Origin of the sequence: Fischerella sp. PCC 9605 (assembly GCF_000517105.1) — a bacterium.
In the GTDB taxonomy this organism is placed as follows: Bacteria; Cyanobacteriota; Cyanobacteriia; order Cyanobacteriales; family Nostocaceae; genus PCC9605.
In genome coordinates this window covers 1,188,506-1,214,576 of the sequence record NZ_KI912149.1, presented here as the reverse complement: position 1 = coordinate 1,214,576, position 26,071 = coordinate 1,188,506, and the positions used below count along the sequence as shown (strand labels likewise).

The 26,071-nt window shown below is 42.0% G+C and carries 21 protein-coding genes; 11 read left to right on the top strand and 10 right to left on the bottom strand.

Annotated elements, in window-relative coordinates; translation table 11 throughout:
* Positions 1-97: 97 nt before the first annotated feature.
* Positions 98-655: a DUF721 domain-containing protein gene (locus FIS9605_RS0120180; protein ID WP_026734211.1), complete on the top strand. Its 558-nt coding sequence runs from the start codon at positions 98-100 to the stop codon at positions 653-655.
* Between the two features lie 635 nt (positions 656-1,290).
* The gene (locus tag FIS9605_RS0120175; RefSeq protein ID WP_026734210.1) at positions 1,291-1,590 is read left to right on the top strand and encodes a hypothetical protein; all 300 of its coding nucleotides are present in this window, start codon (positions 1,291-1,293) and stop codon (positions 1,588-1,590) included.
* Positions 1,591-2,000: 410 nt separating this feature from the next.
* On the opposite strand, the gene menB is transcribed toward FIS9605_RS0120175, so the two are convergent.
* Positions 2,001-2,834, bottom strand: a complete 834-nt coding sequence (gene menB / locus FIS9605_RS0120170) for a 1,4-dihydroxy-2-naphthoyl-CoA synthase (protein ID WP_026734209.1) — start codon at positions 2,832-2,834, stop codon at positions 2,001-2,003.
* A gap of 102 nt (positions 2,835-2,936) precedes the next feature.
* On the opposite strand from menB, the gene FIS9605_RS0120165 reads away from it, so the two are divergent.
* Both FIS9605_RS0120165 and FIS9605_RS37605 read left to right on the top strand, forming a co-directional pair.
* Positions 2,937-4,577 carry a KAP family NTPase gene (locus FIS9605_RS0120165; RefSeq protein ID WP_026734208.1) on the top strand — a complete coding sequence of 547 codons (1,641 nt, stop codon included), beginning with the start codon at positions 2,937-2,939 and terminating at the stop codon, positions 4,575-4,577.
* Between the two features lie 13 nt (positions 4,578-4,590).
* Positions 4,591-5,634 carry an AI-2E family transporter gene (locus FIS9605_RS37605; RefSeq protein ID WP_035139977.1) on the top strand — a complete coding sequence of 348 codons (1,044 nt, stop codon included), beginning with the start codon at positions 4,591-4,593 and terminating at the stop codon, positions 5,632-5,634.
* A 104-nt stretch (positions 5,635-5,738) separates the two neighbouring features.
* Here the strand turns inward: FIS9605_RS37605 and FIS9605_RS0120155 are convergent, their stop codons facing one another.
* From FIS9605_RS0120155 to FIS9605_RS37600, 3 genes are all read right to left on the bottom strand, one after another.
* Positions 5,739-6,254, bottom strand: coding sequence for a GNAT family N-acetyltransferase (locus FIS9605_RS0120155; RefSeq protein WP_026734207.1), 516 nt, complete (start codon positions 6,252-6,254; stop codon positions 5,739-5,741).
* Positions 6,255-6,321: 67 nt separating this feature from the next.
* Complete coding sequence (locus FIS9605_RS0120150; RefSeq protein WP_026734206.1) at positions 6,322-7,164, bottom strand: sulfurtransferase; 843 nt, start codon at positions 7,162-7,164, stop codon at positions 6,322-6,324.
* An 18-nt stretch (positions 7,165-7,182) separates the two neighbouring features.
* The gene (locus FIS9605_RS37600) at positions 7,183-7,623 is read right to left on the bottom strand and encodes a DUF6220 domain-containing protein (RefSeq protein WP_035139976.1); all 441 of its coding nucleotides are present in this window, start codon (positions 7,621-7,623) and stop codon (positions 7,183-7,185) included.
* Between the two features lie 176 nt (positions 7,624-7,799).
* Between FIS9605_RS37600 and FIS9605_RS37595 the strand changes: the two genes are divergently transcribed.
* Positions 7,800-8,531 (top strand): helix-turn-helix transcriptional regulator, encoded by a 732-nt coding sequence (locus FIS9605_RS37595; protein ID WP_051470081.1) that lies wholly within the window; start codon positions 7,800-7,802, stop codon positions 8,529-8,531.
* Between the two features lie 1,059 nt (positions 8,532-9,590).
* On the opposite strand, the gene menD is transcribed toward FIS9605_RS37595, so the two are convergent.
* A complete protein-coding gene (menD, locus tag FIS9605_RS0120135) occupies positions 9,591-11,438 on the bottom strand; it encodes a 2-succinyl-5-enolpyruvyl-6-hydroxy-3-cyclohexene-1-carboxylic-acid synthase (protein WP_026734205.1) in 1,848 nt (615 codons plus the stop codon).
* A gap of 220 nt (positions 11,439-11,658) precedes the next feature.
* Here menD and folB point away from each other — a divergent pair, with 220 nt between their 5' ends.
* Together folB and FIS9605_RS0120125 are read left to right on the top strand one after the other, a co-directional pair.
* Positions 11,659-12,027 (top strand): dihydroneopterin aldolase, encoded by a 369-nt coding sequence (folB, locus tag FIS9605_RS0120130; RefSeq protein WP_026734204.1) that lies wholly within the window; start codon positions 11,659-11,661, stop codon positions 12,025-12,027.
* Positions 12,028-12,519: 492 nt separating this feature from the next.
* Positions 12,520-13,818, top strand: coding sequence for a diguanylate cyclase domain-containing protein (locus FIS9605_RS0120125; protein ID WP_026734203.1), 1,299 nt, complete (start codon positions 12,520-12,522; stop codon positions 13,816-13,818).
* A gap of 43 nt (positions 13,819-13,861) precedes the next feature.
* Here the strand turns inward: FIS9605_RS0120125 and FIS9605_RS44195 are convergent, their stop codons facing one another.
* Entirely contained in the window at positions 13,862-14,113 is a 252-nt protein-coding gene (locus FIS9605_RS44195; protein WP_197036090.1) for a hypothetical protein, read from the bottom strand.
* Between the two features lie 428 nt (positions 14,114-14,541).
* Between FIS9605_RS44195 and FIS9605_RS0120115 the strand changes: the two genes are divergently transcribed.
* Positions 14,542-15,618 (top strand): ABC transporter ATP-binding protein, encoded by a 1,077-nt coding sequence (locus tag FIS9605_RS0120115; RefSeq protein WP_026734201.1) that lies wholly within the window; start codon positions 14,542-14,544, stop codon positions 15,616-15,618.
* A 153-nt stretch (positions 15,619-15,771) separates the two neighbouring features.
* Here FIS9605_RS0120115 and FIS9605_RS0120105 read toward each other — a convergent pair whose 3' ends face one another.
* Complete coding sequence (locus tag FIS9605_RS0120105; RefSeq protein ID WP_026734200.1) at positions 15,772-16,764, bottom strand: CBASS cGAMP-activated phospholipase; 993 nt, start codon at positions 16,762-16,764, stop codon at positions 15,772-15,774.
* A 402-nt stretch (positions 16,765-17,166) separates the two neighbouring features.
* Here FIS9605_RS0120105 and FIS9605_RS0120100 point away from each other — a divergent pair, with 402 nt between their 5' ends.
* Positions 17,167-17,961, top strand: coding sequence for an LmeA family phospholipid-binding protein (locus FIS9605_RS0120100; protein WP_026734199.1), 795 nt, complete (start codon positions 17,167-17,169; stop codon positions 17,959-17,961).
* A 547-nt stretch (positions 17,962-18,508) separates the two neighbouring features.
* Here FIS9605_RS0120100 and FIS9605_RS0120095 read toward each other — a convergent pair.
* The 3 genes from FIS9605_RS0120095 to FIS9605_RS0120085 form a co-directional block, all read right to left on the bottom strand.
* Entirely contained in the window at positions 18,509-19,891 is a 1,383-nt protein-coding gene (locus tag FIS9605_RS0120095) for an HlyD family secretion protein (protein WP_026734198.1), read from the bottom strand.
* A 23-nt stretch (positions 19,892-19,914) separates the two neighbouring features.
* Positions 19,915-22,113 carry a peptidase domain-containing ABC transporter gene (locus tag FIS9605_RS0120090; RefSeq protein ID WP_026734197.1) on the bottom strand — a complete coding sequence of 733 codons (2,199 nt, stop codon included), beginning with the start codon at positions 22,111-22,113 and terminating at the stop codon, positions 19,915-19,917.
* Between the two features lie 223 nt (positions 22,114-22,336).
* Positions 22,337-22,705: a hypothetical protein gene (locus FIS9605_RS0120085; protein ID WP_026734196.1), complete on the bottom strand. Its 369-nt coding sequence runs from the start codon at positions 22,703-22,705 to the stop codon at positions 22,337-22,339.
* A 327-nt stretch (positions 22,706-23,032) separates the two neighbouring features.
* On the opposite strand from FIS9605_RS0120085, the gene FIS9605_RS37590 reads away from it, so the two are divergent.
* Together FIS9605_RS37590 and FIS9605_RS39885 are read left to right on the top strand one after the other, a co-directional pair.
* Positions 23,033-24,586 (top strand): NB-ARC domain-containing protein, encoded by a 1,554-nt coding sequence (locus tag FIS9605_RS37590; protein ID WP_035139974.1) that lies wholly within the window; start codon positions 23,033-23,035, stop codon positions 24,584-24,586.
* Positions 24,587-24,601: 15 nt separating this feature from the next.
* Entirely contained in the window at positions 24,602-26,071 is a 1,470-nt protein-coding gene (locus FIS9605_RS39885; RefSeq protein ID WP_442854717.1) for a protein kinase domain-containing protein, read from the top strand.

Below are 26,071 nucleotides of genomic sequence, written 5' to 3'. Positions count from 1 at the left end.
ATTGCTTTATTTAAAGATACATTTATGCTGATGCTATCGAAAGTTAGCATAGATTCATTGCATAATCCAAATGCAATTGTGGCACCCCTTTACTAGGATGTCGTTTAATTCTGTTAATGATATTTTAGGTGTTCTCCAACTACAGGCGAAGCTGCAAGAGCAGCCATTTCAACGTTTGCTCAAGTGCTGGCCTGAAGTTGTCGGAAAAGTAATTGCTGCTCATACTCGCCCTTTGTCGATTCAGCGCGATGTTTTGCGAGTAGCAACTTCTAGTGCTGCTTGGGCACAGAACTTAACTTTTGAGCGTCGGCGCTTACTTGTCAAGTTAAATACAGTGTTACCTACTCCTTTGGTAGATATTCGTTTTTCCACTGCTGAATGGTACGCTGCTAAAGAAACTAACAATCAGCCACAAACGCTTCTACCGCGCTACCATCCAAGTTATCTTGGTGAGGAAATAAACAGACACCATGATGTTGAATCCACTGCCAAGAGTGCCAATGCAGCTTTTGAAAATTGGGCAGAAGCAATGCAAGAGCGATCGCATCACTTACCCCTTTGTCCTGAGTGCCAATGTCCCACACCTGGTGGCGAACTCCAGCGTTGGGGTGTTTGTTCTTTGTGTGCTGCTAAAGGCTTCTCCAATAATTTTTGAAGATAACGGCGATCGCAACTGCAACAGCTAAGTAGAGGGCATGGGGCATCGGAAAAACAAGAGGGGAAAGGGGAAAAGGGGAAAGGTTAATAAATTACTTTACCCTTTACCCTTTAACCTTTACCCAATTCCCAATTCCCAATCCCCAATCCCCAGTCCCTTTTACAAACTGGCAAATCGCTTGAGTTCAGGCTTTTTTCCAAATGCTCCTTATCTTTTGTTATTTCTTCTACCCTTGGATGGAAACTTTTGACTTATTCAAATGATCTCTTCAAACGTTACATAAAATACGTTTTTCAGATCTAAACCATGCAAAAATATACAGCTTGCATAATCGCTAACTGTGCAACTTCCTGATAAACTAAAAACCGCTACGCATCAAAAAGTTTATTTTTAGCCTTGATCCCTAGTTATTTTTAGCCAAAAACAAATGTGCGTAATATTTTGACATGCTTGTATCACATTGTTAACAAAATAATTGAAATATATAACACGAAGCTAAAGAGATTCTAAAGCAAATTCTATCCCGGGGATCGCTATAACGTCCATCAAAATATACTTTTTGGTATAAAACAGCTTTTATATCTATATGCGAAATTAGATATGTAAATAAGCTTTCAAAGGCACTATATATTATGAAAAGCATTAAAGACTTGACTTCTGCTTGTAGATATTGTCGTTATTATCAGCCAGAGGGACGTCGTGGAGGCATGTGCCAGCAGTTAGGAGCACCAGTTCAAGCAGCTTGGAAAGCTTGCTCTTTGGCACTTCCTCCATTTGCTCCTTCTTGGGAAAGATTGGAAGATGCTTGGAGTTTGCCAGATGCTACACCAGTCATAACTTCAGATATGAATATAACAGTTATTTATCCTATTGAAGAAACAGTTAGCTGCACATCTTCTGAACAGCTAAAAACTAAGATAATGGTAAATTAGTCTTTTGATATTAGATTGAGAAAATTTTGGTGTGAGTTCAACTCAAGTCAAGTATAATTTTGAGTAAACTCGTCAAGGTCAAATGAATACAAGACCCTTTTACAGTAAGCTTTTCAGAGTGTGGCGCTGAGAAAGTGGGCAGTAAAAAGTGAATCTCTAGTAATTTCCAAATAAAATTTGTTTTTAACAATTATGGGTCTAGAAATAACCTTGATATGTCAAAAATCGCTCCTTGAAAAGAGGAGCGATTTTTGCATTTCTAACCAAGACGAGTGGCTGACTTTTCACTTGTATTTAGCTCAACTAAGAATAAAGCTTATTCGCTTTGCTAAATAATTCTTGGTGTCTTTGTGTCTTAGTGGTTTAAAAAAATTTTTCACCACTAAGTCACTAAGACACAAAGAGATAGTCTACGGAAGCCAAGGATATTGGCGAAAATTCGGCGGACGTTTTTCCAAAAACGCTTGTTTTCCTTCGGCTCCTTCTTCCGTCATGTAATAAAGTAAGGTGGCATTACCTGCGAGTTCTTGTAAACCAGCTTGTCCGTCACAGTCGGCGTTGAATGCTGCTTTCAAACAACGAATGGCAATGGGACTTTTTTCTAAAACTTCCCTTGCCCACTGGATGCCTTCTGCTTCTAATTGTTCCACTGGCACAATGCAGTTAACCAAGCCCATTTCTAGCGCTTGTTGGGCACTGTACTGGCGACAGAGAAACCAAATTTCTCGCGCCTTTTTTTGTCCGACGACACGGGCCAGATAGCTGGCACCAAAACCGCCGTCAAAACTGCCTACCTTCGGGCCAGTCTGCCCAAAAATTGCGTTGTCAGCAGCGATGGTGAGGTCACAAATTAAGTGGAGAACGTGTCCGCCACCGATCGCGTACCCAGCTACCAGGGCAATTACTACTTTCGGCATTGAACGGATTAGGCGTTGCAAATCCAACACGTTCAAGCGAGGGATACCGCTGTCGTCTAGATAACCCGCGTGCCCGCGTACACTTTGGTCGCCTCCCGCACAAAAGGCATATTTACCATCAGTGTGCGGGCCAGCACCCGTAAATAGTACGACACCTATGGTAGTATCTTCGCGAGCATCGCAGAAGGCGTCATACAGTTCAAAGATGGTTTTGGGACGGAAGGCATTGCGTTTGTGTGGGCGGTTGATGGTAATTTTGGCAATGCCATCAGCTTTGTGATAAAGGATGTCTTCGTAGGTTTTGGCGGTTTGCCAGTTGATTTCCATGACTGTGGAATGCTACTTCAAGTTGAAAATTGTATCTTAGGGTAGGCAATGCCTTACCTACTTACTGTGCCACGATCGCATTACCAGTAGGAGAAGTTTCTTATGGCACAGGACGAAATTCATAATCAATCAGATGGCAATCCTCTGATCAATCCCGAAAGAGACAGACTAGGATACGCACCTTTTGCCCAATATCTTGCAGATAGTATTTGCAAAATGGCCTGTCCGGAAGGATTCGCGATCGCAGTTTACGGTAGTTGGGGTTCCGGCAAATCCACACTCTTAAACTTTGTCATTCATTATCTCCAGCAAAAGCCAGAAAACGAGCGACCAATTATAGTTCCTTTTAATCCGTGGTTATTTTCTGGAAACGAAGATATTACAAGACGCTTTTTCGATCAGTTAGAAAATGTTTTAAGTCAACAGACTTCTGTACCGAAAGGCTTAAGAGAGAGAATAGCGGATATTGCTAAAGTTATTTCTGAAATTCCTCTACCTTATGCTCAAGCTACTAAGCCAGTAGTGAGATTATTTGACGAAAAAGAAAAAGAAACCTCCGAGATTAAAGAAGAAGTTGAAGAGACACTGATACAGCAAACACGGCGAATCGTCATCACTGTTGATGATATTGATCGGCTTGGTAGTGATGATATCAGGAAGCTATTTCGCATTTTCAAAGCGATTCCGAATTTTCAAAACGTTGTCTATCTTTTAGTCTTCGATAAAGAAGTTGCGATCAAAGCACTTGCAGAAAATGAAGCATCTTTGGAAAAAATTATTCAATTTAATTTTGAGGTACCTATTCCAGACAAAATCTCACTGCGTAGATTACTGTTTGAAAAACTTGATATTGTTATGGCTGACACGCCTCAGGAATTATTCGATTCAATCTACTGGGGTAATGTTTACTTGCAAGGAATAGACAAATTTATTAATAATCTCCGCGATGTTGTTAGCCTTACTAATGCGATTACAGTAATATATCCAGTAGTAAAAGGTGAAGTCAACCCAGTTGATTTTATTGCTATAGAGTCAATGCGTTTATTTTGCCCAATTATGTATGATATTATCTGCAAAAATTATAGCCTATTGATAGGAGAAGACAGCTATTCTGTAGAGGAACTTAAAAGTATTCTTAATTCTTGGCTATCTCAGCTTTCTGATGAGGATAAAGAACCTGTTAAACAGATACTCATGCAACTTTTTCCTAAATTAGAACTTGTTTGGCGTCATATCTACCACGACGAGCAACAACAATCTTTAGACTACTGTAAACAACTTCGGATATGCTGTCCAGAAATATTTCCAAGATACTTTCGATTGACTTTATCAACAGGTGAATTATCCAATCATCAAATTCAATCCATCCTGGCTTTAGCTGGTGACACCAAGGCTTTCGGCGAAAAACTTTTAGAGTTAGCTAATCAAAAACGCCCTGACGGTACTACAAAAGTTAGGGAATTTTTAGAACGACTTGAGGATGACATCGCCAACAACATTCCTCAAGACAATATTCCCTCAATAATACAAGCTTTGTTAGATGTCAGTGATGAAATTTTATGCCCCGAAGATAAACCTAGCGGAATGTTTGATTTGGGAAATGAAATTAGAATCGCTCGCATTATTTCACGGTTATTACATCGGCTCGATCAACCTATAAGATTTGAGGTGATGAAAAAGGCACTTGCCCAAAACCAACGATTATCAATTCTTGTTCAAAAAGTAGCAATTTCTAGTCAGTAATAAGGTCAAAAATATGACTGATGATAAAAAACTGCCGCGTTGGCTGAATTTAGGATTAGTTTTTCCAATCATTTTTGTCAACGGTTGGCTATTACTCTTACTTTGCCAGTACCTACAGCCTATCGTTAGTACTGTATTTACAGCCAGCCTGATCGCTTTTCTAATAAACTATCCCATCGTCTTCTTAGAAGAACGAGGTGTGAAGCGAGGTTGGGCAATAGGGCTTGTCCTGCTGTTGACATTATTACTGTTTGCAGTTATTGGGCTAGTCTTGGGCCCATTAGTTTTTCAACAACTTGTTGAGTTTGGCGATCGCGTACCAGCTTGGATTGAGGCTGGAAGGCAACAACTGCAAGCCTGGGATGAGCAAACAGTATTGCAACAGCTACCAATTGATTTCAGTACAATTACGACACAATTAACCAGTCAACTGACGGGAGCGATGCAGTCTTTTACGTCACAAATTATTAATGTCACACTTGATACTATCAATAGCGCTCTGAATGTGGTGTTGACGTTAGTACTGACTATTTTTCTGGTTTTATATGGGGAAAGCGTTTGGAATGGAATTTTAAGCTGGCTACCTTCTGAGTGGAATCACCAAATTCAGTCATCCCTCAAGCAAAGTTTTCAAAACTACTTTGCGGGTCAAGCGATCGTAGCAACTATCCTCAGCGCAATTATGATACTTGCATTTCTGGTTTTACAGATACCTTTTGGGTTACTGTTTGGACTGGGAATTGGTATAGCCAGCCTAATACCCTTTGGAGGCGTTGTAAGTATCACGTTAGTCAGTTTGTTAGTAGCGTTTCAAAATATTTGGTTGGGAGTCAAGGTCTTGGTAGTTGCCATTATCCTCGGTCAAATCAATGAGAATTTTATCGCTCCTCGATTGATTGGAGGTATCACCGGACTCAATCCTGCTTGGGTATTCATCAGTTTACTTTTAGGAGCAAAATTTGCAGGAATTTTGGGTTTACTTATGGCAGTACCTACAGCCAGCTTTATTAAGAAAACAGCAGATTCTCTACGGACTTCCGATCTGAAATTCGGTTGATTAGAGCAATTGCAGACATCGATCGCTCTTGTGAGCAAGCAATAGGATACTGGGGCAGATTTAGAGCGATCGCTTTTTTGTAAGCTTGTCGTGACAACGGATATTTAGGTTATATCTTCTGAACGATAAAGTTCAAAATAAAGAAGTGGGTGTCCCTTAATTACTGCACGCCCTGTTCTCTTCATACCTAGCTTCTCAAGCACCTGTACAGATGAGATGTTTGGTTCATCTACGTCTGCCCTGACTTTAGGTAATGCAAGTTCTTCTAGGACGTAGTGCAATACAGCATTAGCTGCTTCTGTTGCGTAACCGTTTCCCCACAGATTGGGATGAATCCCATAGATCAAGCTGGGTATTGCTTCCTCTGAAGGTAGAAAACCAGCAAAGCCAGCGAGATAGCTAATTTCACGGGCAAAGATTAGCCAGAGTCCGTATCCGTGTCGTTCAAAGTTCGATAGGCTGTCTTCGATAAACGAGCGTGATTCTTCTAGTGAAATTACTCGGTTGTCGAAAAGGAAATAGCGAATGCGATCGCTAGTCCAAAGCTCGTGGACGAGTAGAAGATCCTCTATCTGGCAAGGTCTAAGCTGTAGTCTGGCCGTTTCGAGTACAATGCTCATCGTCCTAAAATGTATGGCCTAGCTATCTACTATATCGCCTTCTCGTGCCAACCCTAACCATGAATATTCAACCTAACCCAATATCAATTGGCATATTGGGAAGACGACTCCACTCATTCCACGAGCCATCATAATTCTGCACATTTGGATAGCCCAGCAAATACTTCAAGACGAACCAGGTATGCCCAGATCGCCCACCAACAGCACAGTAGGTAATCACTTTTTTATCAGGGATGATGCCCTTGTCGCTGTAAAGTGCCTGCAAGTCTTTGATCGATTTGAAAGTACCATCTTCGTTCAAAGCTAGTTCATAATAAACAGGCACTGCACTGGGGATGTGTCCTGCCCGTTCCGTTTCTTTGGGAGGCTCGATCATAAATAATTCGCCGCTGTACTCTTGAGGTGTACGGACATCCACTAATACACGATCTGCCCTGTTAATCGATTCTCGAACTTCCTCGTGAAACGCCCGCAAGCTGGAGTCGGGTAACTGTACTTGATACTGGGTTGGCACAATGGTTGGTGTCTCTGTCGTTAGAGGACGACCTTCCGTCACCCATTTTCGACGACTGCCGTTGAGGACGCGCACATCGCGATGACCGAAGACTTTTAGAAGCCAAAACAGCCATGCCCCACTGGCAGGGAAATCGCCATAAGTAATCACTGTTGTGTCGTTGGTAATGCCAGAACGTGCCAACAATTTTTCCCAGGCAATTGGATCAAAGTTGATGCGGTAATCGGGAAGTAGCAAATCAGTGAGCATGTTCCAGAAGACTGCACCAGGAATGTGTCCGGTATTGTATGCCTGGGGAGTTAGATCGGCTTCAACTACACGAACATTAGGGTCGTTCAGGTGGTCAACAAGCCATTGACTGTCAACAAGTACTTCAGGATGGGCATAGTTAAACATGGTTTTTCTCCTACAAATTTAGATTGTGCGATCGCAAAGTGTTTCGGTATCTGACTTGTCAAAGACTATATGCCACACTCGATGCACCAAAGTTGTGGAAGCAGTGAACAGCATGAATCCAATCAGTGGGTAAAGTATGCCCAAAGATAAAAAGCGATTCAGGTGAATTGTGAGAAATTGCAATCCCAGAAGTATTATCAAACTTGCAGTGAGGAGCCGCACTCTCCGAGGAAACGGACTCAGGTATGCCCATCCTAGTAGAAGCACTCCCAGTCCACTAAACCCACGAACAAACCAAACATGGATATTCCACCATTCAGGACTATGGAATACGGCTAGTCCAACAGTTAAAAGTTGGGTAACTAAGCAGAGATTGAAAACCACAGTCACTATGAGAAAACCAATTTGAATCCAGCGTGTAGATACCCGCACGCTATCAAAATTGAAACTTGTTGTCATGCTAAAGTATCCTTTCGGGTGAATCAGTAAAGGTTTGCTATAAACACACAGCAGTGTGTACAATCAATGTTTTTAGATCTCATGGTTTCTGTTCTGCAATTGCGAAGTTAAAGCTAAGATAAGGTTTATTCTTTAGCTAATCCAGTCCTCGATCGAGTACACTTTGCAGAATGATAATGGCGAATTCTTTGCAATCTTTATTTCAAGCGATCGCCCAGGCGCGGAATGAGGAAGAATTGCGATCGCAGATCATGGATAGGGTGGGTACATATTTTGCCGCTAATCGTTGGGGAATTTTTTTCTTCGATCGGCTTCCTCCTACTAACAGTCGTCTCCAGAACCTGCTGGAAGTAGCCTTATCTGTAGAGCATAATCCGGTTTTACGCTATCTAGTTGAGCGTCATGCTCCTGTTCACGAAGCATTAGTGTTATCGCCAAAGGCATGGAAGATGATTTGTCCGCGTGCCGATCACTGGCATGTGATGGCCGGGCCAATCGTCAGCAGTGGTTGCCTTATCGGTGCTGTTGGCTTTACCCGCGTTCGCGGTACTCCTGCGTTTAATACACAAAATCTTGCCGATCTAAGTGCGTTGTGTTTGCATTTATCCACCTGGTTAGCAACAGTACGAGTGCAGCCTACTGCATTCGATACTCCAAGTCGCGATCGGCTCACCCCCCGCGAACTTCAAATTGCTGAATTGGTTGCACAGGGACTTACGAATGCTGAAATTGGTACTACTCTTTGGATTCAAGAGAATTCTGTCAAGCAAGCTTTAAAGCGGATGTTCCGAAAGTTAGAAGTTTCGTCTCGCGCCGAGATGGTGGCTCGGCTTTTCTCTAGTAAGAACAAAGACGTTGGCGAGATAGTTTTTAAGGGAGCGCGATCGCAAACGTACCCACCCGAATAACCCTAAAATAGATTTAGCAAACCTTATATTTTGTACCCTGTAAGATCCTCGACTTCTGGTGATAATTCGGGTATCTGTCTTTTTAAGACTTATTTAGTGACAGTATTAGTGCCACGTAAAAGCACCCACAAAGCACAAGTTTTTATTAAAAAATAAAGCAGAGTTTTGATTAGAAAATATAACTGTTTATGATTAAAATATGTTCAACAAAAAATATTCTCACCCAATACAGGATGAGGTGATTCTGTTTGCTTGATAGTAAGCGGATCGTGTTCTAGTTTATTCGTAGCTCCGGCTTATGGGTGTAAATGCTGGTCTATAAATTCGTGTAAAATTGCCCCTTACGTCTGATGTGAATTATCAAAACCAATGTTATATCAAGGATTCTGGGCTTTGTAGAGACGCGAAATTTCGCGTCTCTACACCGAAAATACAAGGTTTCAGCCTCTAATTCACATTAAGCGTCCCTTTTATCTGGCAAATTGGCAACTACTTCTTCCTTGGGAGGAATATCGTGTGAATTTGTTAACTATAGTTTGATAGCCCAGCACGCTGCCTTGGAAGTCAAAAGTCAAAAAGCTTATTATCTAAACTCTTCGTTGATTTAGAATGGTAGCTTTATTTCCGCCATCATGTACTAGTGCTTTTTTTGGAACTCTTGACACTTCAATGCCACACCAGCAGCATTTAGGTGGGAGCATTGTTCGAGGTAGGGCGATCGCTAGTTTTTATCGCGTTTTTACCGTACCTCATTTTGATTTGAGGTACTGTTAAACCTTAGAGTTATCGAAATTTTCTCTGATTAAGGCTAAATGTTCGCATTAGTAAAGCAAAACATGCAAATGCTGAATGATGCTACAATTTTTGAGGTTACTCAGCACAAAATGTTTGGAGTAGTAAATAAATACTACTGTAAACATTAAGAAAGCCCCAGCTAGCAATACCTGCAAGCTAGGGTGTAGACTTTATCCGGCTTATTTCAAGTGTAAATGTTTATTGAGTTCATGGCTGTTACCCCCAAAGAGTTGGGGGCTTTTTATTTGGGTTGTGTTGCAAAAACTATATCAGTGCAAACCTACCCAAATTCTCTTGACGCCATTTGGTATCGGCTTTGCGATTTGTTTGCAACTCCAAAACCCTAATACCCCTAGAAGGTAATGGATTTAACTGAGTCTGCAAGCGTTCCCAAGAAGTAATCAATTCATGCTGCACGCCGTAAGTGGCACACAATTGAGCAAAATCAATGTCCTGAGGAGTAGCAAAAAACTCTTCAAATGGCGGATCGAACTTGGCAATGGGTAACATCTCAAAAATTCCACCACCATTGTTGTTAATTAATACAATTGTCAAATGCCCAACAAATTTATTTTTAATTAAAAAGCCATTGGTATCGTGCAATAGTGCTAAATCTCCCGTCAACATGACGCTGCTTTGATGATGATGGGCGATTCCCAAAGCAGTGGATAAAGTGCCATCAATGCCATTTGCACCCCGGTTGAAAAAGGTTCGTACACCTAAGTTACTTGGTTTCCAGAAAAATTCCACATCCCGCACAGGCATACTGTTGGCGATAAATATAGGGGTTTCTGGTGGTAGAGTCTGGGACAGTAACCAAGCGATTTTACTTTCAAGTAAGTCTTTTATTCCCGTTAAGGTTTGGTCAACAGCTACTCTGACTTTTGCTTCTGCCGTACACCATTGGTGGAGATAAGAGGATGGGGGGATGGGAGGATGGGGGGATGAGGAGAATTTCCTCCCCTCTCCCTCTCTCCCTCTCCCAGACGCGCCATGGCGCGTCTCTACATCTGTTCGACTCCCCCACTCTTCCCCAACTAGCTGTTCTACACTCACCCGCAGATGAATTGTCCTACCGTGGAGGGGATCGAGGTTTTGGTCGCTGGGGTCAATTAACCAGCGTTTAGCGGTGGTGGTTTTTAGCCAGTGACGCAATACTGGACTGGTAGGCATTTCACCAATTTGAATTACTATTTCTGGCGCTAGCTGTTGCGCCAGTTGCTGATTCCGCAATATCAGGTCATAGGTAGAAATAATATGAGGGTTGAGATCGGCATGATTTCTGACAGGAGAAAGTCCTTCTGCCAAGACAGGGAATTTTAAGGTTTGGGCAAGTTGAGCGATCGCCTGACAATATTTATATGGTTGTTGTGGTTGGGCAATTCCAGCGATGATGATGCCGCGTTGGCATTGCTGCCATTGGGTGATTGCGGGGTGGACATCCAACCCGCCTATATCTATAGACAGGCGAGACGCCTGTCCCACAAGAGATTCTATGCTTGCAAAAAATTCGTCTGACTGAAAGTATGATTCCAAGTAGTTCAAGTCAGTTGCATCAGGAATGGGTGCGAGGGGGTCGCGAAAGGGTATATTCAGATGTACTGGGCCGGGTACTGGGTAAAGCGATCGCTCCCAAGCATACATGACCGTTTGCCGTAAATAAGCCAGCATCCCCATATCTGTTGCAGGTAAAGCTAATTCTGCTTGCCAGTTTGGGTAATTGGCGTATAATTTCAACTGATCTATAGTTTGTCCAGAGTGGCAATTTCGCAATTCTGGTGGTCTATCGGCAGTTAACAACAATAGCGGTACACGACTTTCTCTGGCTTCAATTACTGCTGGGTAAAAGTTTGCCCCCGCTGTGCCAGAGGTGCAAACAATAGCAGTGGGACATCCTGTTGCTTTTGCCCTTCCCAAGGCAAAAAAAGCAGCAGAACGTTCATCTAAAATGGAAATTGCTTCTATTTCGGGTGCTGATTGGGCAAAAGCGACTGCTAAAGGTGTGGATCGCGAACCTGGACAAATTACAGCGGTTGTTAACCCTAGATGCTTCAATGTCTGCGTCAATATAGAAGCCCAAAGTTCATTAGTATTTCTAAAACCAATTGGCATGAAATTTGATTTAGCAAAAAGACAATCTTAAGTAGATAGGCACAAATAAAGTTAACTAGTAAGGGTCGTCATTTGTCATTTGTCATTGGTAAAGGTTTCAGTAATTTTATGTTTCTTAACATAGTGATATTTATTGCCACCTACCTACTTTAGATATTAGATTTTGTATCAGAAATTTCAATTTAAAATCCTATTGGCAAAATTCACTAGCTAATTTCTTATGGACTGCATTCATGTAACGGGAATTCGCGCCTATGGCTACACTGGCTTTTTACCAGAGGAACAGGTGCTAGGCCAATGGTTTGAGGTGGATTTGAAGTTATGGTTGGATATCGACTCAGCAGCTAAATCTGACGCGATTGCAGATACAGTGGACTACCGTCGAGTCATCAACTTGGTGCAACATCTGATAAAGACATCAAAGTTTGCTTTGGTGGAACGCTTAGTAGCTACCATTGCAGATTCTATTCTACAAGAGTGCGATCGCCTTACCCAAGTTCAAGTCATTCTCAGCAAGCCTGCTGCACCCATTCCAGACTTTGGCGGCAAAATTAGCATCGAAGTCACCAGAATTAAACCCAATGGTTAAAGTAGGCTGGCTTGAACAAAGGCAGCGATGCTGGAAGAACATTCTGACTTCTCAGTTCTCGCTATTGCCCATTCTCAATTCTCAATGCTTCTAATCCTTACTAGGTGGGGAATATTGAGTTCCCCATTCCCACTTCCCGAGTCATACTGATTTTTGTTTCGCTAATCAGATACATTATTTTAGTAAATTTCTTAATGGCTTATCTTCACTTTTATTTTGTTATGTAAATACTACAAATAGTTGTAAATATAATCTAGAAAACGTGCCTTTATTATCACAATAACAACTTGATATTAACTGTATCAAGTTATTTTTCTTGACTTTATTAAAACTTTTTAAACAGCGATCGCCAATTACATTTCAGAATTAGTCAGTATTTCAGTCAAGTAATACACAGCAAGATTAGAGATTTATTATGATAGGATTACTGTCTTCCAAACTCAGCTAACATTGATAAAAAAATCTGAACCTGAGAAAACTGGTAATTTTAGCATGGTCGCTCCGAAAATCCTAGTTGTAGAAGATGAAAAAATCCAAGCTGTAGATATTAAAAATAGTTTAATAAAGTTAGGATATACAGTTACCGAAACCACTGATTATGCTGAGGCAGTGGTAAAAAAAATAGCCGAAATCAATCCAAGTTTAGTATTGATTGATATCTGCTTGGCTGGAGAAGTAGACGGTGTACAAGTTGTAGATATTATTCAGAACACTTTTAAAATACCAGTATTATATTTAACAGATAGCTTAGTGTATGAAAAAATACAAATAAATAACTTACTAGATCCTTTTAGCTATATTCTGAAACCATTTACTGAAAAAGACTTACATATTGCCGTCGAAATAGCTCTTTATAAACACAAAATCCAAAAGCAATTGCAAACAGAAAAGCAAAGGTTACTGTCAATTATTAATAGTATGGGCTGTGCGGTATTAGTCACAGATATTAATGTTCGGATCGAAATGATGAATCCACTGGCAGAAATGCTCACAGGTTGGCAACAAAAAGAAGCTTTGGGGAAATATTTAGTAGAAGTTTTAAATTTAGTTGATCGCGATACCGGAGAAAGAATTGCTAATTTAGCCACGCAAGCAATGCAAGCAGGTGTAGTTTTGAGATTACCAGATAACTGTAGGTTAATTGCCAAGAATGGAACAGAAATACCGATTGGAGATACTGTAGCACCAATTCGCGATTGTTTGGGTAATATTACAGGTGCTGTTGTAGTTTTTCAAGACATCACTCAACGCAAGCAAACAGAAGCGCAATTGATTCGCAATGCTTTTTATGATGGACTAACAGCACTACCCAACAGAGTTTTATTCCTGGATCGACTCAAACAAGCATTGGAACGTTGTAAAAGACGGGTTAATAGTCATTTCGCTGTTTTATTTTTAGATTTAGATGGCTTTAAGGAAATTAACGATCGCTTTGGCCATGGGATGGGTGATGATTTATTGATAGCGATCGCCCGACGTTTGGAGTCTTGCTTGCGTAGTGGTGACACCGTTGCCAGATTTGGTGGTGACGAGTTTGCCGTTCTTTTAGAAGATATTAAAGATGTTGGCGACGCTATCAACATTGCCAAACGCATTCAAGAAACCTTAGGCTTACCTCTTCACCTCAACGGAGTTGAGATATTTACAACAGCAAGCATTGGCATTGCCTTGAGTTGCAGTGGTTATGATGAACCAAGAACCCTGCTGAGAGATGCAGATACAGCTATGTATCGCGCTAAGGAGCAAGGAAAAGCAAATTATATTGTATTTGATAATAAATTTTTAACTTAAAAAGATTTATATATTTATATTTTTATTTATACCTTGATTTTGGTTATGGAGTAGTGTTAATAGTAGTGACATTTCTGTAGTTAGTTGCAGCAATGGCGATCGCTGCTTTCTTACTCAGAAAATCTCGCATCACCACTACATGAAGGGGAGTGGAAGAAGTGGGGAGAGGATTGAAACATGAAAGTTCTAGTTTAAAACGTGAAAGTTCTAGTTTAAAACGTGAAAGTTCTAACTTGAAACATGAAAGTTTGAGCTTTGAACTCCAACTCCCAACAGCATCTCTGGAAAGTATCAATGATGTTGTTAGATCCCCCCTAGCCCCCCTTAAAAAGGGGGGAAAGCATCTCAAAGTCCCCCTTTTTAAGAGGAGCCAGTGCGCCCTTGGTGGTTCCCGAGCCAGCGCGTTGGAGGGTGTTTCCCCCCAACCCCACTATCGTGGGGGCCCCTAAGCAAAGCGTTGTAGCACCTGGCGTCCCGTTGTAGCACCTGGCGTGGATTTAGGGGGATCTTCAAATTATCAACTGGTCGCGGCATTTGGATCTCAGCAACAAATACGTGTGGTGGAGTGCGAATGCCACTCCGAGACGCTTGTACTAGGTACTGGGTACTTGGTATTGGGTACTAGAAAGAAAAACTTAACTGGATTCTTTCTCAATCCCCGATCGCCAGTCCCCAGTCCCTTTGACCAACTTCTTTACCCCTTCCCCTATTCCCTAAATTAAGATGGCAACACTAGAACTGAGAAACATAAATAAAACCTATTCTCCTAAAGTTGTCCCAGTTAAAGACGTCAGCTTAACTGTAGATAAAGATGAATTTCTGACTTTGCTTGGCCCGAGTGGTTGTGGACTTGCCACAACCTTGAGAATGATCGCAGGGTTGGAAGAGGTAACGCGCGGTAACATTATCCTGGGAGATGAGGATATCACCTTTAAGCGACCGGGCGATCGCAATATGGCAATGGTGTTTCAAAGCTATGCCCTTTATCCCCATATGACGGTGTACGATAACCTCGCCTCTGGACTGAAATTAAAAAAAGTTCCGCGTACCGAAATTAAACAGCGAGTGGCAGAGGTAGCAGAAATTTTGGGATTAGGAGAATTATTGCAACGCAAACCCGGTCAACTATCTGGAGGACAAAGACAGCGGGTTGCAGTTGGTCGGGCACTGGTGCGTCACGCCCAAGTATATTTATTAGATGAACCGCTTAGTAACCTAGATGCCTTACTGAGGGAACGAGTCCGCGCTGATATCAAGCAAATATTTGCTGCCCAAAAAGCCCCGGTGGTATACGTCACCCACGACCAAACAGAAGCAATGACGCTTTCTACTAAAGTTGCAGTGCTAAACAACGGTTACGTGCAACAACTCGACCCACCCGCACGCATTTACAATAATCCAGCCAACTTGTTTGTGGCAGGTTTTGTCGGCAGTCCGCAAATGAATCTACTCACCCTACCCTGCAAGGGATATTATGCCATGCTGGGTGACTTTCAAATACCTCTACCCCATATCCCGACGGTTCCACCACAAATTGTCTTGGGAATTCGTCCAGAACATGTTCGCATTGCCCAAGATGAAGATACAAACATTATTAAAGGTCGAGTATTTTTGGTGGAAAACCTGGGAATGCACAATTTGGTGAGTGTGAATGTAGGTAGTTCCAAAACAGAAGCTTTAACAGTGCGTGCTTTGTTACCCACAGACCAAAATTGGCATGACGAAGAAATCACACTAGCATTGCCACACCAGAATATCCACTGGTTTGATGTAGAGTCTGGTGATGTGCTGCGGAATTAGGAGGAGTGGGGGAGTGGGGGAGTAAGAGAGTGGGGAGATGGGGAGATGGGGAGATGGGGAACTCGGGGCCCCCACGACCGCCAGGGAGTGGGGATTAGGGGCAATGGGGAGTAGTAAAAAACTAACCACTAACAAATGACTAATGACTAATGACTAATGACTAACTCGTAAAAATTCCTGTAATGCTGCTTGTATTTGCGGCTGATTAATATAAACCTCTGCCGCTTCTATCAAATTATTGATATTTTCTTCACTCACGTCATCAATGTCATCGCTTAAACGCTTGCCAGTTAATTGCCGATCCAGTTTGAATTGCAAGCGCAAGACGTGATTATCCATGATTTGATTGGTGATGTACTCGTAAATATCTGATGAGGCGTCAAATAATACACCAATCAAAGGTTGTGCCCATTGTATTAAACCCCAGCTTTCAGCTTTTTCAAAGGGAATTATCCGCGTGCGATCGCCTGTCCCAATTGAGAGAACGGTAATTTTATCTGCTGCGTGGCCTAGTCTCAGCGCTTCAGCAACAGCACTAGCGGAGGGGTTGTTAGCAGCGACACCACCATCAATAGCAGAATATATACATTCACTATTTGCTTGTTGAATTGTTCGGTTTACCTTTCTTTGTAGTTTATATGCTGGAAAATAAGTTGGTGCAGATGTTGAACAGACGCACACCTCCCACAGCGGTACGTTGCCATAATCTTTGTCTTGCCGCCAGCTTTTAAAAATGATTGGTTCACGGGTAATCGTGTCATAAGAGACAATCAATAGTAAAGGCGATGGAACATCAAACAGTCTGGTTTCTCCAAAAGTTTCTTTCAGTACTTGAATTAAACCGTCGTTCGAGTACTTGGGAGCAGACAAACCGTATTTTATAATTAGGGGAATTCGCTTGAGTGAAAAACGACTTCTGTAAGGGAAAATTATTGAACTTTTTTGCTTGTATAACTCAACAATTTCTTCACTACTGCGTCCTGTGGCTATAGCTGTGGCTAAAATTGACCCTGTAGAAGTTCCAGCTATTAAGTTAAAATACTCATTTAAAGGTTGCAGAATTTGCTTTTCAATTGCTGCCAGCATCTTTGCTGCAACTAATCCTCGAATTCCGCCACCATCCAAACTTAAAATCCGAAAAGACATAGTCTGGTTGTATTGTTTTACTGTTAGCTATCCTGCCAAATTGAAGATATAAAAGTCAAATTAACAAGAGTCAAGAGTTTATTCACATCAGACTTAACTTTATAGATTTTCCACTCAAATCATAAAACTAAGAATTTTGTATTTAGAAAAAATATGATTTGTATTATTTAAATAAATGATTATGGCACTACCAGTGCAGTAAATTTAGCGTAAATTTAATGCTAGTAAATTCTCTAGCCCTAACTTGAACAGGTGCAGATTGCCTTGTCTGCAAGCTCAAAGAGATTCCCTGCTATTACCCATACCACACTTGACTATCAGCACAATCAATCGCCAGACACTTGCTGGTTTCTTCACAATTTGTTACAAAAATACAAAGAACTTCTAGAGACCTCAACGCAAATGTTAGGCGGACTTACTGGTTTGACAGATCCTAAAGGCACAGACTGGGGAGAACGGATGCTAAATACCGTTGCTACCCAAACGATTCGCCACCTGTTCACCAAAAGCGAGTCAGTAGAAGTCTTTGTCCGCTGCTATCCTTCCAGCAAACTCTTGCAAGGCAGCATCGACAGCTTCAAGATGAAAGGCCGTGGTTTGGTTATCCGTAGAGATTTTGCTGCCGAGGAAATTTCTATAGAAACGGATGCTGTTGCGATTGATTTTGGTTCAGTTGTAAGTGGCAAGCTGCGTCTGAAGCAACCTACGCAAGCGATCGCTCAAGTTGTATTGTCAGAAGCAGGCATCAACGACTCTTTTAAAGCAGAACTAGTCAGAAAGCGGCTGGTGAACCTATCTTTACCTGCTTTGACAGCGTTATCTGGTGGTAAACCAGTCTCGTTTACCGAAGTACAAGTAGAACTATTGCCAGAAAATCGCCTGCGGATGTTCGCAAAGGCTGATTTAAACAATGGTGAACTTGTACCGCTACAAATGACTCTAACTATCGCTGTTGAAAGGCGGCGGCGTATTTCTTTTACAAATCCAGAGATTGAACTCGATCAAGTGCCAGAAGCGCAGCGGGAAATATCCAGAACCTTGAGTCTGGCATTAGCGGAAATTTTGGATAATATGGTCGATTTGGATCGCTTTGACCTAGATGGGGTAAAAATGCGACTTAACCGTTTGGAAACTGAAGGGAAACGATTAATTTTCAGTGGTTATGCGGAAATTGAGCGTATACCTCGTAGTGGTTAATTATGCTTCAGCTTGCCAAGACACCACCTGGTGCTAACTGCCTTTTCTGTCCTTACAACGGTGCTTGAGGATGGTCATTAGCGCGATCGCTCAAATTCAGTTGATAGTATATTAGTACGGCTGAAATATATGTATATTAAGGCTTTTATGGCTGATTTACTCCTAGTATCGTTACTTGTAATATTTCCCTAAGTATAGGACTAGTATTTGATTTTTGAAAAGATACGTAGGGGAGGCAAAAAGGGGTGTGGATTTTCCTCCCCCTTTATTGCCGTTGCGTTACGCCAAAGGCTAACGCATCATTCTATGTTTTTGGTGCCGTACTCTCGCCGATCGCACACCCTACGTGTACTTAGATTTTTTCAATCATCAAACCGGATTTCTATAGTTATGTTTGTTTAGTTCCAACAGTAAGTGTCCATAAACTATAGCAGGGAACAGGGAACTCTTAACGGGGAACAGGCTTGAAAGTCCTTTGGTGTCAGGGTTTTACGATCAGATTATGTCCTAACCTACCTGACAACAGCTATATTTCATAAACCCCTGACTATACATCTGTCATCAGCCTTGCTTTCCTGAGTAGGAATTGCAACACGGTTTCTTCCCTGGTAATGATATCGACTCTAGCCTCCATCCCAGATTGAAGTGCACATTGGTTATTGCCCTGACCAAATGTTTGAGTTTCTGGCTCGATCATCACCTCATAAAAGGCGATCGCTGCATTGCTATTGTGATTTGCAGCAACAAAGTCAGTTGTCGCCGTACCACTTGCTTGAGGCCTGGTAGTATCTTCGGCAATTTGACTAACCGTGCCTTTGAGAACGCCGTAATCAGGATAGGGGCAGGCGGAAACCCGTATCTGGACATTTTGCCGGGCTCTCAATTTATTTCGGTCCCCAGGGGATACAATTGCCTTCACCTCCAAAGGCGTATTAATAGGGAGAATTTGAGCGATTTCTTCCCCAGGACGCACCATTTGACCCGAGTTGCGTAGATTCAGCTTGGCGATAACTCCATCGGCTGTGGCAGTGATGGTGGTTTGACGGAGATCAAATTCGACTTGTTGCAACTCACGGGTGGAGCGTTCGAGCTGTTTATTGATTTCAACTCGTTGCTGAATCAAAGCTTCCTGTTCTTTGGCTAATGTGGCAAGATTGGCTTGACCGCTGGCTTGCTCTTGAGCAATGCGCTCAGCGGCGATCGCCACCTCAGCATCGATCGGATTCAGGGTGGTTTGGGCACGTTGCAGTTTTGATCGGGCAGCTTCAACAGCTTGTTCTTGCTCTGCAACTTCGAGTTGGGCTTCCTCCAATTGATTTTTAGAAATGGCTTTACTATCCGCAATTAACTGATAGCGATCGCGCTTTGATCGAGCTACACCTAAAGCCGCCTCCGCAGCTTTTAAGTTTGCCTCCGCTTCTGCTACTTCAGTAATGGCGATCGCTCGTTTGTCTTGATAGTCTCGACGACGATTACTCAGTTCTGCTTTGGCAGCAGCGATCATCCGATTTATACGGTTGGTTTCTGCTTCGATCTGGCGATGGAGGGCATGAATCTGAGCATTAATTTGCACTCGCTGGAGTTGGGCTTGCTGGATATTAGTGTGCAGTAAACTCTTTTTCGTTTGCAGAGAAGAGTTATCGATCGTCGCGATCACATCGCCGCGATTCACAGGTTGATTCTCTTTGACAGAAATATGCATGACTGCACCTTCGGCTACCGCTTGGACGAGCCGCAATTCACCTGTAGGACGAACTGTTGCTTCTGCTTTGACCGTTGTTTTGTATTTGAGTACAGACGTTAGCATCGTAGCGATTCCCACAATCACGACGATGACCATTCCGCCAAGGTTAGTCCAACGACTAATTGGTGGGAGAAACTCATTTTCTTGAACTGGGGGTAGCCAGTCTGAGTTAGAGTGACTAGTCATGATTGAATTAATGCGATAGACCACTAGACATGTCCGTTAAAAACGGATTTCACCACCCGACCATTTGTAGATGGGGCAATACCATCTAGGAAAACTAAGCGATCGCCTATTTCGTTTTGCAGAACTTCTGGAGTACCCTGAATTTTCACCTTTCCTTCCTCAAGTAAGACAATCCAATCAGCTCGCTGGATAACTTTAGGGCGGTGACTAATCATAATTGTGGTTTTGCCCTGGCGATAGGCAAGCAGTTTATCTAGTACTTCGGCTTCACTGACCGGGTCAAGTGCGCCAGTGGATTCATCTAAAATCAGGATGGGCGGATTGGTGACGAGGGCGCGGGCGATCGCTAATCTCTGCCGTTGTCCACCAGAAAGATTCGCGCCAAATTCTCCTAAGACAGTTTGATACTTGTCGGGCAGCTTACTGATAAACTCATCTGCACCAGTAATATCACAAGCTCTCACAATTTCCTCAAAACTGATATGGGGATAGCTGAAGCGGAAGTTGTCAATGATGGAACGACTCCAAAAGTGGGGTTCTTGGGGTACTAACACTACCTGCTGGCGCAAACATTCGAGGGAGAGGTCTTGCTGATTATAGATGTCATAGCGGATATTGCCAGACTGAGGGGAATACAAACCAGCTATCAATTTAGCGAGGGTGCTTTTGCCACAACCAGATTTACCAATGAGGGCAATTACTTGACCGCCAGGGATAGTGAGGGAAAAATCTTGCAACAGGTCAACTCTCCCCGCGTGATGGAAGTTGAGGTTAGTGCAGGTAATATCTGCATTGCCTGGAATTTCTGCCCAAGGCTTTTTAAAGTCGTTTTCGTCTTCTGGGGTAGCGTCGATAACTTCACTCAGGCGTTGGATGACAATCTGAGCAGTGATAAACTCATCAACTAACCCAATCGCTGAATCCAGGAAGCCAAGAAAGTTGCCACTCATACCGCTAAACGCCAGCAGCTGACCAATGCTTAAGGTGCGATTAATCACTAGATAACTACCTAACCAGAGTAAGGCAATATTCGTCACGGTGGAAATAAAGCTAGTAATAGTGCCGCTGTAAAGCCCCAACTTCATCGTACTCCAGCCTAGATTGGCGAGGCGACCGTAATTTGTCTGATACTCTTGCCAAGCTTGAGGGGTGGCTTGGGTAGTTTTTAGCACTTGGACACCACGAAAAGTTTCGACGAGAAAGCCTTGGTTTTCTGTACCTAAGACAATCATGTTGCGGGTTTTTTGGCGCAAGGCGGGGAGGAACAGCAGGCTGACGACCGTGACGAGAACAAAGGCAGCGAAGGAAGCGAGAGTGAGTGTCCAGCTGTAGAACAGCATAAAGCCCAAGGAAACTAAGGCGATAAAAAATTGGCTGGGCAAACCGAGGACTATTTCGGAAATTAATTCATTGATAGCATCAACATCGGCAATGCGGCTGACTACTTCCCCACTGCGTCGTCCTTCAAAATACGAGAGAGGTAAGTGCAGGAGTTTGCGACCATATTCCAGAATTAGTCCTAATTGCAGCCGCTGACCAAAGTGACCGATCAGGTGAGACTGTACCAAACCGATCGCACTGCTAATTAAGCTCATAGTGACAACGCCAATTGCCACTGTCGTGAGTAGTTGGGTATCCCCCCGCACTAGCACGTCATCGGTGAGCAGTTGCATCATTAACGGAGAGGCGAGGGAAAGCAATCCGATGGCGATGTTGATGGCGATCGCCTGGATGAGAATGCCACGATAGGGTAAAACCCGCTTGAGATAACGACCAAAGCCGCCAACTTTATCTTCGGGTTGTTGATAAAACCGACTATTATCTGGCTCCAGCAGCAGCATTATGCCGTTATTCCAGCTTGCCACTAACTCTTGGCGAGTCAAATATCGGATACCGACACCTGGATCGGCAATGACATACTTTTTTCCTTTTTGCCCATACAAAACCACCCAGTGACTCCCCTTCCAATGAATGACGGCGGGTAGAGGGGCTTGATCTAGGCGATCGAGCAATTGTGCAGAGGCTTTGACTTGACGTGCATTAAATCCAAGGACTTCGGCTCCTCGATAAAGTCCCAGCAAGGTTGTTCCGCGTGACCCAGTGCCAACCGCTTCCCGAATGCGACCGATGGCAAAGCTGCGCCCATAGTATTTGGCAACAGTAGCTAGACAAGCCGCGCCACAGTCTTCTTCGCTATGTTGCAGGACACTTTGATATTTCATCGTCAAAACTCAAACCATCTAGGTTTGTTGGTTCTAGATCTGTTGTTGATTTTTAGAAAGGTACGCTTGTTGCATCTGTCAAAACAATCAACAACAAATGTGTTATTTCACCCTTTATTGGAGAGGAAGGCGATCGAGACTTTCCTCTTGATCGCCGTAAATGTTCTACTGGTCTAATCAGTTTGTTTGATCGGACTCCTGAACATTGAGCAAAGGTGCTGCGTCAGGTGTAGGAAACATTTGCCCTGCCAGAGACAAATACACCATCTTTGGTATCTCTAAAATCGATTTTGTAGTTACCTCCCCGCACTCCTTTCCATTCAGTACGAATTCCCCTACCAACTCTGACCGTTTTCGCGTTCGTGTTATTAGTCTTTAAATTTCTGATACTGGCAGTGAATAATCGGTTATTCTTGCCCGATTGAGTGGTGGAAGTGAGAATGATGTCTCCACCTGGTGGCACATAGAATGATCGTGTGGTGTCGTACGTATCAAATCTAATATCCTCAACGAAAGCACCAGATCCTTCAATAACGGCCGCTTCTTCGGGAGTTAATTCGGTAAACAGTTGTTCATGCTGATTGTCTTTCATTTTTTCTCCTTTACTCCTTATGGAATGTGAATTTGAAAGCTTGCTGCGATAAGTTTGTAGAACATCGATTCAGTCATCGAAGTAGTAGTGCAGTTTTTCTCTGCTGTTGTTACTGTTTGTAAACTGGTTGGTATGTGAGAACTGAATCGGTAATTGAGCGCTCCACCTAATTCCCACATCTCTAGAATGCTATTTGTGCAAAGGTTTAATGGCTCATCACGGCTCATCACTGGCTCAATTTTTTAGCTCAATTTCTATCTCACTGCTCTTACTACTGATACGTAAGTGAGCCACAATTGAGAAAGGGGACACTGCTAAAACGTAAATATGGGAGTTTCGCTAAGAGCCTCGACTGAGGGTTTAGAAATTATTGAGCAGGCGAGAAGACGCAAAAGCTGGGACAGACAATCTCCTGCTTGGGCTGATGCTGCTCGTACTTCAATAGCAACTTTGAAGCGGTTTTGGCAAGGGAAACCTATTCAACAACAATCTTTTATCGATATTTGTTATGCGGTAGGACTGGACTGGGAAAAAATTGTTGATACCACCGTTCAACCTTACCTTTCGCTGTCAGATACAATCGCTGATTGGGGTGAAGCGCCTGATGTTTCTGTTTTCTATGGACGTAACGAAGAATTAACAACGCTCTGGGAATGGATTGTACAAGACTGCTGCCGTGTAGTGCTACTACAAGGTATAGGAGGAATTGGCAAAACTGCTTTGGCGGCAAAACTAGCAAAACAAATTCAAGATCAGTTTGAGTATGTGATTTGGCGATCGCTACGCAATGCTCCAGCAATTGAAGATTTCCTAAAAGACCTGCTTTTATTGTTCTCTCCCGATCAAGAAATTGAACTAACACAAGACATTAATCAGAGAGTTTCGCAACTAATTCATTACTTACAAAAGCATCGCTGTTTGGTAGTACTGGATAACTTAGAAACAATACTCAAAAGCGGCGATCGCGCAGGGTATTATCTTCAAGGGTATGAATTTTATGGTGAGTTACTCTGGCGACTGGGAGAAGATTGGCATCAGAGTTGCATAATCTTAACTACTTGCGAAAAACCACAAGAAATTGCCTTGTCGGAAGGGCCGAAACTGCCTGTTCGCTCACTCCTTTTAAGGGGATTACAGGAAGAGGACGCCAGGAAAATATTTATAGCTAAAGGTTTTTCTGGCTCAGAGGATAGATTAGCAGAAGTGATTCATCTTTATAGAGGTAATCCTTTGGCATTACAGCTAATAGCTAATCTGATTCAAGAGTTGTTTAATGGCAATGTTTCTGCATATTTAGAACAGAATACTTTAGTTTTAAGCGAGCCTTTTAACGACATTTTAAATCAACAATTTGAACGCCTGTCAGATTTAGAAAAAGAGATTATGTACTGGCTAGCAATTGAACATCAGCCAGTTACACCTGCCAGATTGCGAGAAAATATATTATCGCCACCTTCTCAATCAAAATTACTACTTGCTTTGGCATCTTTAAAACGGCGATCGCTAATTGAACAAAATCCAGAAGAAAACGAAGCAAGTTTTACTCTACAGCCAGTGATTATGAAATACGTTAGCAACTGCCTAGTAGACTTGGTATGTCAAGAATTTTATGAAGCTTATCACAATCAAAATTTTGAGAATTTGCATTTTTTATCTAATTACAAATTCATTAAATCACAAATTTATAATTGCAATTTGTCAATTAAATATTTTCCCATACTACTAGTAATCAAGAATAGGTTAAGTCGGTTGTTTATCAATGAAAGTGATTTAGTAGATCGGCTCAACTTATTGCTTTCAATGCTGATAGATAAATCACCATTACAAGTTGGATATTTGAAAATTAACTTGATGAATTTACTTTCAGAAAATCAAGTATAAATTGCAGTAATTGTGTTGACTAAATTTATGAACTACTGCATAAATCCTAATTGTCAAAATCGTACAAATCTTGATAATATAAATTTTTGTGTATGCTGCGGCAATTTATTACTTATTAATAATCGATATCGGCTAATTAAACCTTTGCGTGACCCATGTGATTCACCTCATTGTGAAGTTTTTGAAGTAGATGATGGTGGAAAATGTAAGGTTTTAAAGATTTTAAAAAGCAGTAATTATAAGTATATTCAACTTTTTCAGCAAGAAGCCCAAATATTAGTAAATCTTAGGAATTCAGGAATTCCCAAATCTGAATCACATGAATTCTTTACTTGGAAATTAAAGAATGGTCAAAATTTGCCCTGCCTAGTCATGGAGAAAATTAAGGGAGAAAATTTAGAGCAGTGGCTAAATGAAAATGATAATGAGCCAATTCTGCAAGACCTAGCAATTAATTGGCTAAGTCAACTGACAGAAATTTTAGATTACTTACATAAAAATAAGTTTTTCCATCGGGATATAAAGCCTTCTAATATTATACGCAAGCACAATGGACAACTTGTGTTGATAGACTTTGGTACAGCTAGGCAAGTTACAGAAACAGTTGTTCATGGAAGGGATGTAACAGTTATTTATTCTGATGGCTATACTGCTCCAGAGCAAATAGAAGGTAGAGCCGTTCCGCAATCAGACTTTTTTGCTTTAGGACGCACGTTTGTCCATTTACTAACAGGTAAACGCCCTACTGATTTTTCAAAAGACTACCAAACAGGTGATTTAATATGGCGACAAGCAGCACCACAAGTCACAGAAGTGTTGGCAGATTTTATTGATAAATTAATGGCTCCTAGCTTGGAAAGAAGATTTCAAGATACGCAAGAAATTTTGCAAGAAAAAGGACAACTAATCCTGCAACTTACTTGGCAACAATTAAAGGAAATTGATCCGCTTGCTACTAGACCAATTTTTTTGGAAGAAAAGCTAGATCATTCAATCTCTACAATTACTGTTTCCGCAAACACAAATTCTCCACCTTACTCTGTCCTTTATCCAGAAAAATATTTACTTTTGCAAAGTATTTTGCTTGAGCTTATCGGCCCTATAGCTCCTACTTTGTTAGAAGAAGTTGCCCAAGAAGTGTACGATCTCAATGAATTAGTAGAAAATTTCAGATTTTACCTTCCACAGCACCAACAGCTTGAATTTGAAAAGCAGGTGATGTTTCTTTTGAAAGAAAATCCGATGCAATCTCAAATAAATTGTGCTACTCAATCAACCGCAAAACAGCAAGGAATTAACGAAAGTTTTTTACGTCGATGTGAACAAGAACTAGCAGAGATAATTGGCCCGGTAGCTACTTTACTTATAGACTATTCTTTGGAATCTGATCCAGAAATTTCTCAAATGCAACTTGTGCAAGCTTTAGCAGCAGAAATTCCCGATCGGAAAAAAGCTATTGAATTTCAACAAAGTCTAGCTTCTTAA

Coding starts and splice junctions, on each gene's coding strand:
- FIS9605_RS0120180 (WP_026734211.1), top strand. CDS start 98: ATGTCGTTTAATTCTGTTAATGATATTTTAGGTGTTCTCCAACTACAG.
- FIS9605_RS0120175 (WP_026734210.1), top strand. CDS start 1,291: ATGAAAAGCATTAAAGACTTGACTTCTGCTTGTAGATATTGTCGTTAT.
- menB (WP_026734209.1), bottom strand. CDS start 2,834: ATGGAAATCAACTGGCAAACCGCCAAAACCTACGAAGACATCCTTTAT.
- FIS9605_RS0120165 (WP_026734208.1), top strand. CDS start 2,937: ATGGCACAGGACGAAATTCATAATCAATCAGATGGCAATCCTCTGATC.
- FIS9605_RS37605 (WP_035139977.1), top strand. CDS start 4,591: ATGACTGATGATAAAAAACTGCCGCGTTGGCTGAATTTAGGATTAGTT.
- FIS9605_RS0120155 (WP_026734207.1), bottom strand. CDS start 6,254: ATGAGCATTGTACTCGAAACGGCCAGACTACAGCTTAGACCTTGCCAG.
- FIS9605_RS0120150 (WP_026734206.1), bottom strand. CDS start 7,164: ATGTTTAACTATGCCCATCCTGAAGTACTTGTTGACAGTCAATGGCTT.
- FIS9605_RS37600 (WP_035139976.1), bottom strand. CDS start 7,623: ATGACAACAAGTTTCAATTTTGATAGCGTGCGGGTATCTACACGCTGG.
- FIS9605_RS37595 (WP_051470081.1), top strand. CDS start 7,800: ATGGCGAATTCTTTGCAATCTTTATTTCAAGCGATCGCCCAGGCGCGG.
- menD (WP_026734205.1), bottom strand. CDS start 11,438: ATGCCAATTGGTTTTAGAAATACTAATGAACTTTGGGCTTCTATATTG.
- folB (WP_026734204.1), top strand. CDS start 11,659: ATGGACTGCATTCATGTAACGGGAATTCGCGCCTATGGCTACACTGGC.
- FIS9605_RS0120125 (WP_026734203.1), top strand. CDS start 12,520: ATGGTCGCTCCGAAAATCCTAGTTGTAGAAGATGAAAAAATCCAAGCT.
- FIS9605_RS0120115 (WP_026734201.1), top strand. CDS start 14,542: ATGGCAACACTAGAACTGAGAAACATAAATAAAACCTATTCTCCTAAA.
- FIS9605_RS0120105 (WP_026734200.1), bottom strand. CDS start 16,764: ATGTCTTTTCGGATTTTAAGTTTGGATGGTGGCGGAATTCGAGGATTA.
- FIS9605_RS0120100 (WP_026734199.1), top strand. CDS start 17,167: ATGTTAGGCGGACTTACTGGTTTGACAGATCCTAAAGGCACAGACTGG.
- FIS9605_RS0120095 (WP_026734198.1), bottom strand. CDS start 19,891: ATGACTAGTCACTCTAACTCAGACTGGCTACCCCCAGTTCAAGAAAAT.
- FIS9605_RS0120090 (WP_026734197.1), bottom strand. CDS start 22,113: ATGAAATATCAAAGTGTCCTGCAACATAGCGAAGAAGACTGTGGCGCG.
- FIS9605_RS0120085 (WP_026734196.1), bottom strand. CDS start 22,705: ATGAAAGACAATCAGCATGAACAACTGTTTACCGAATTAACTCCCGAA.
- FIS9605_RS37590 (WP_035139974.1), top strand. CDS start 23,033: ATGGGAGTTTCGCTAAGAGCCTCGACTGAGGGTTTAGAAATTATTGAG.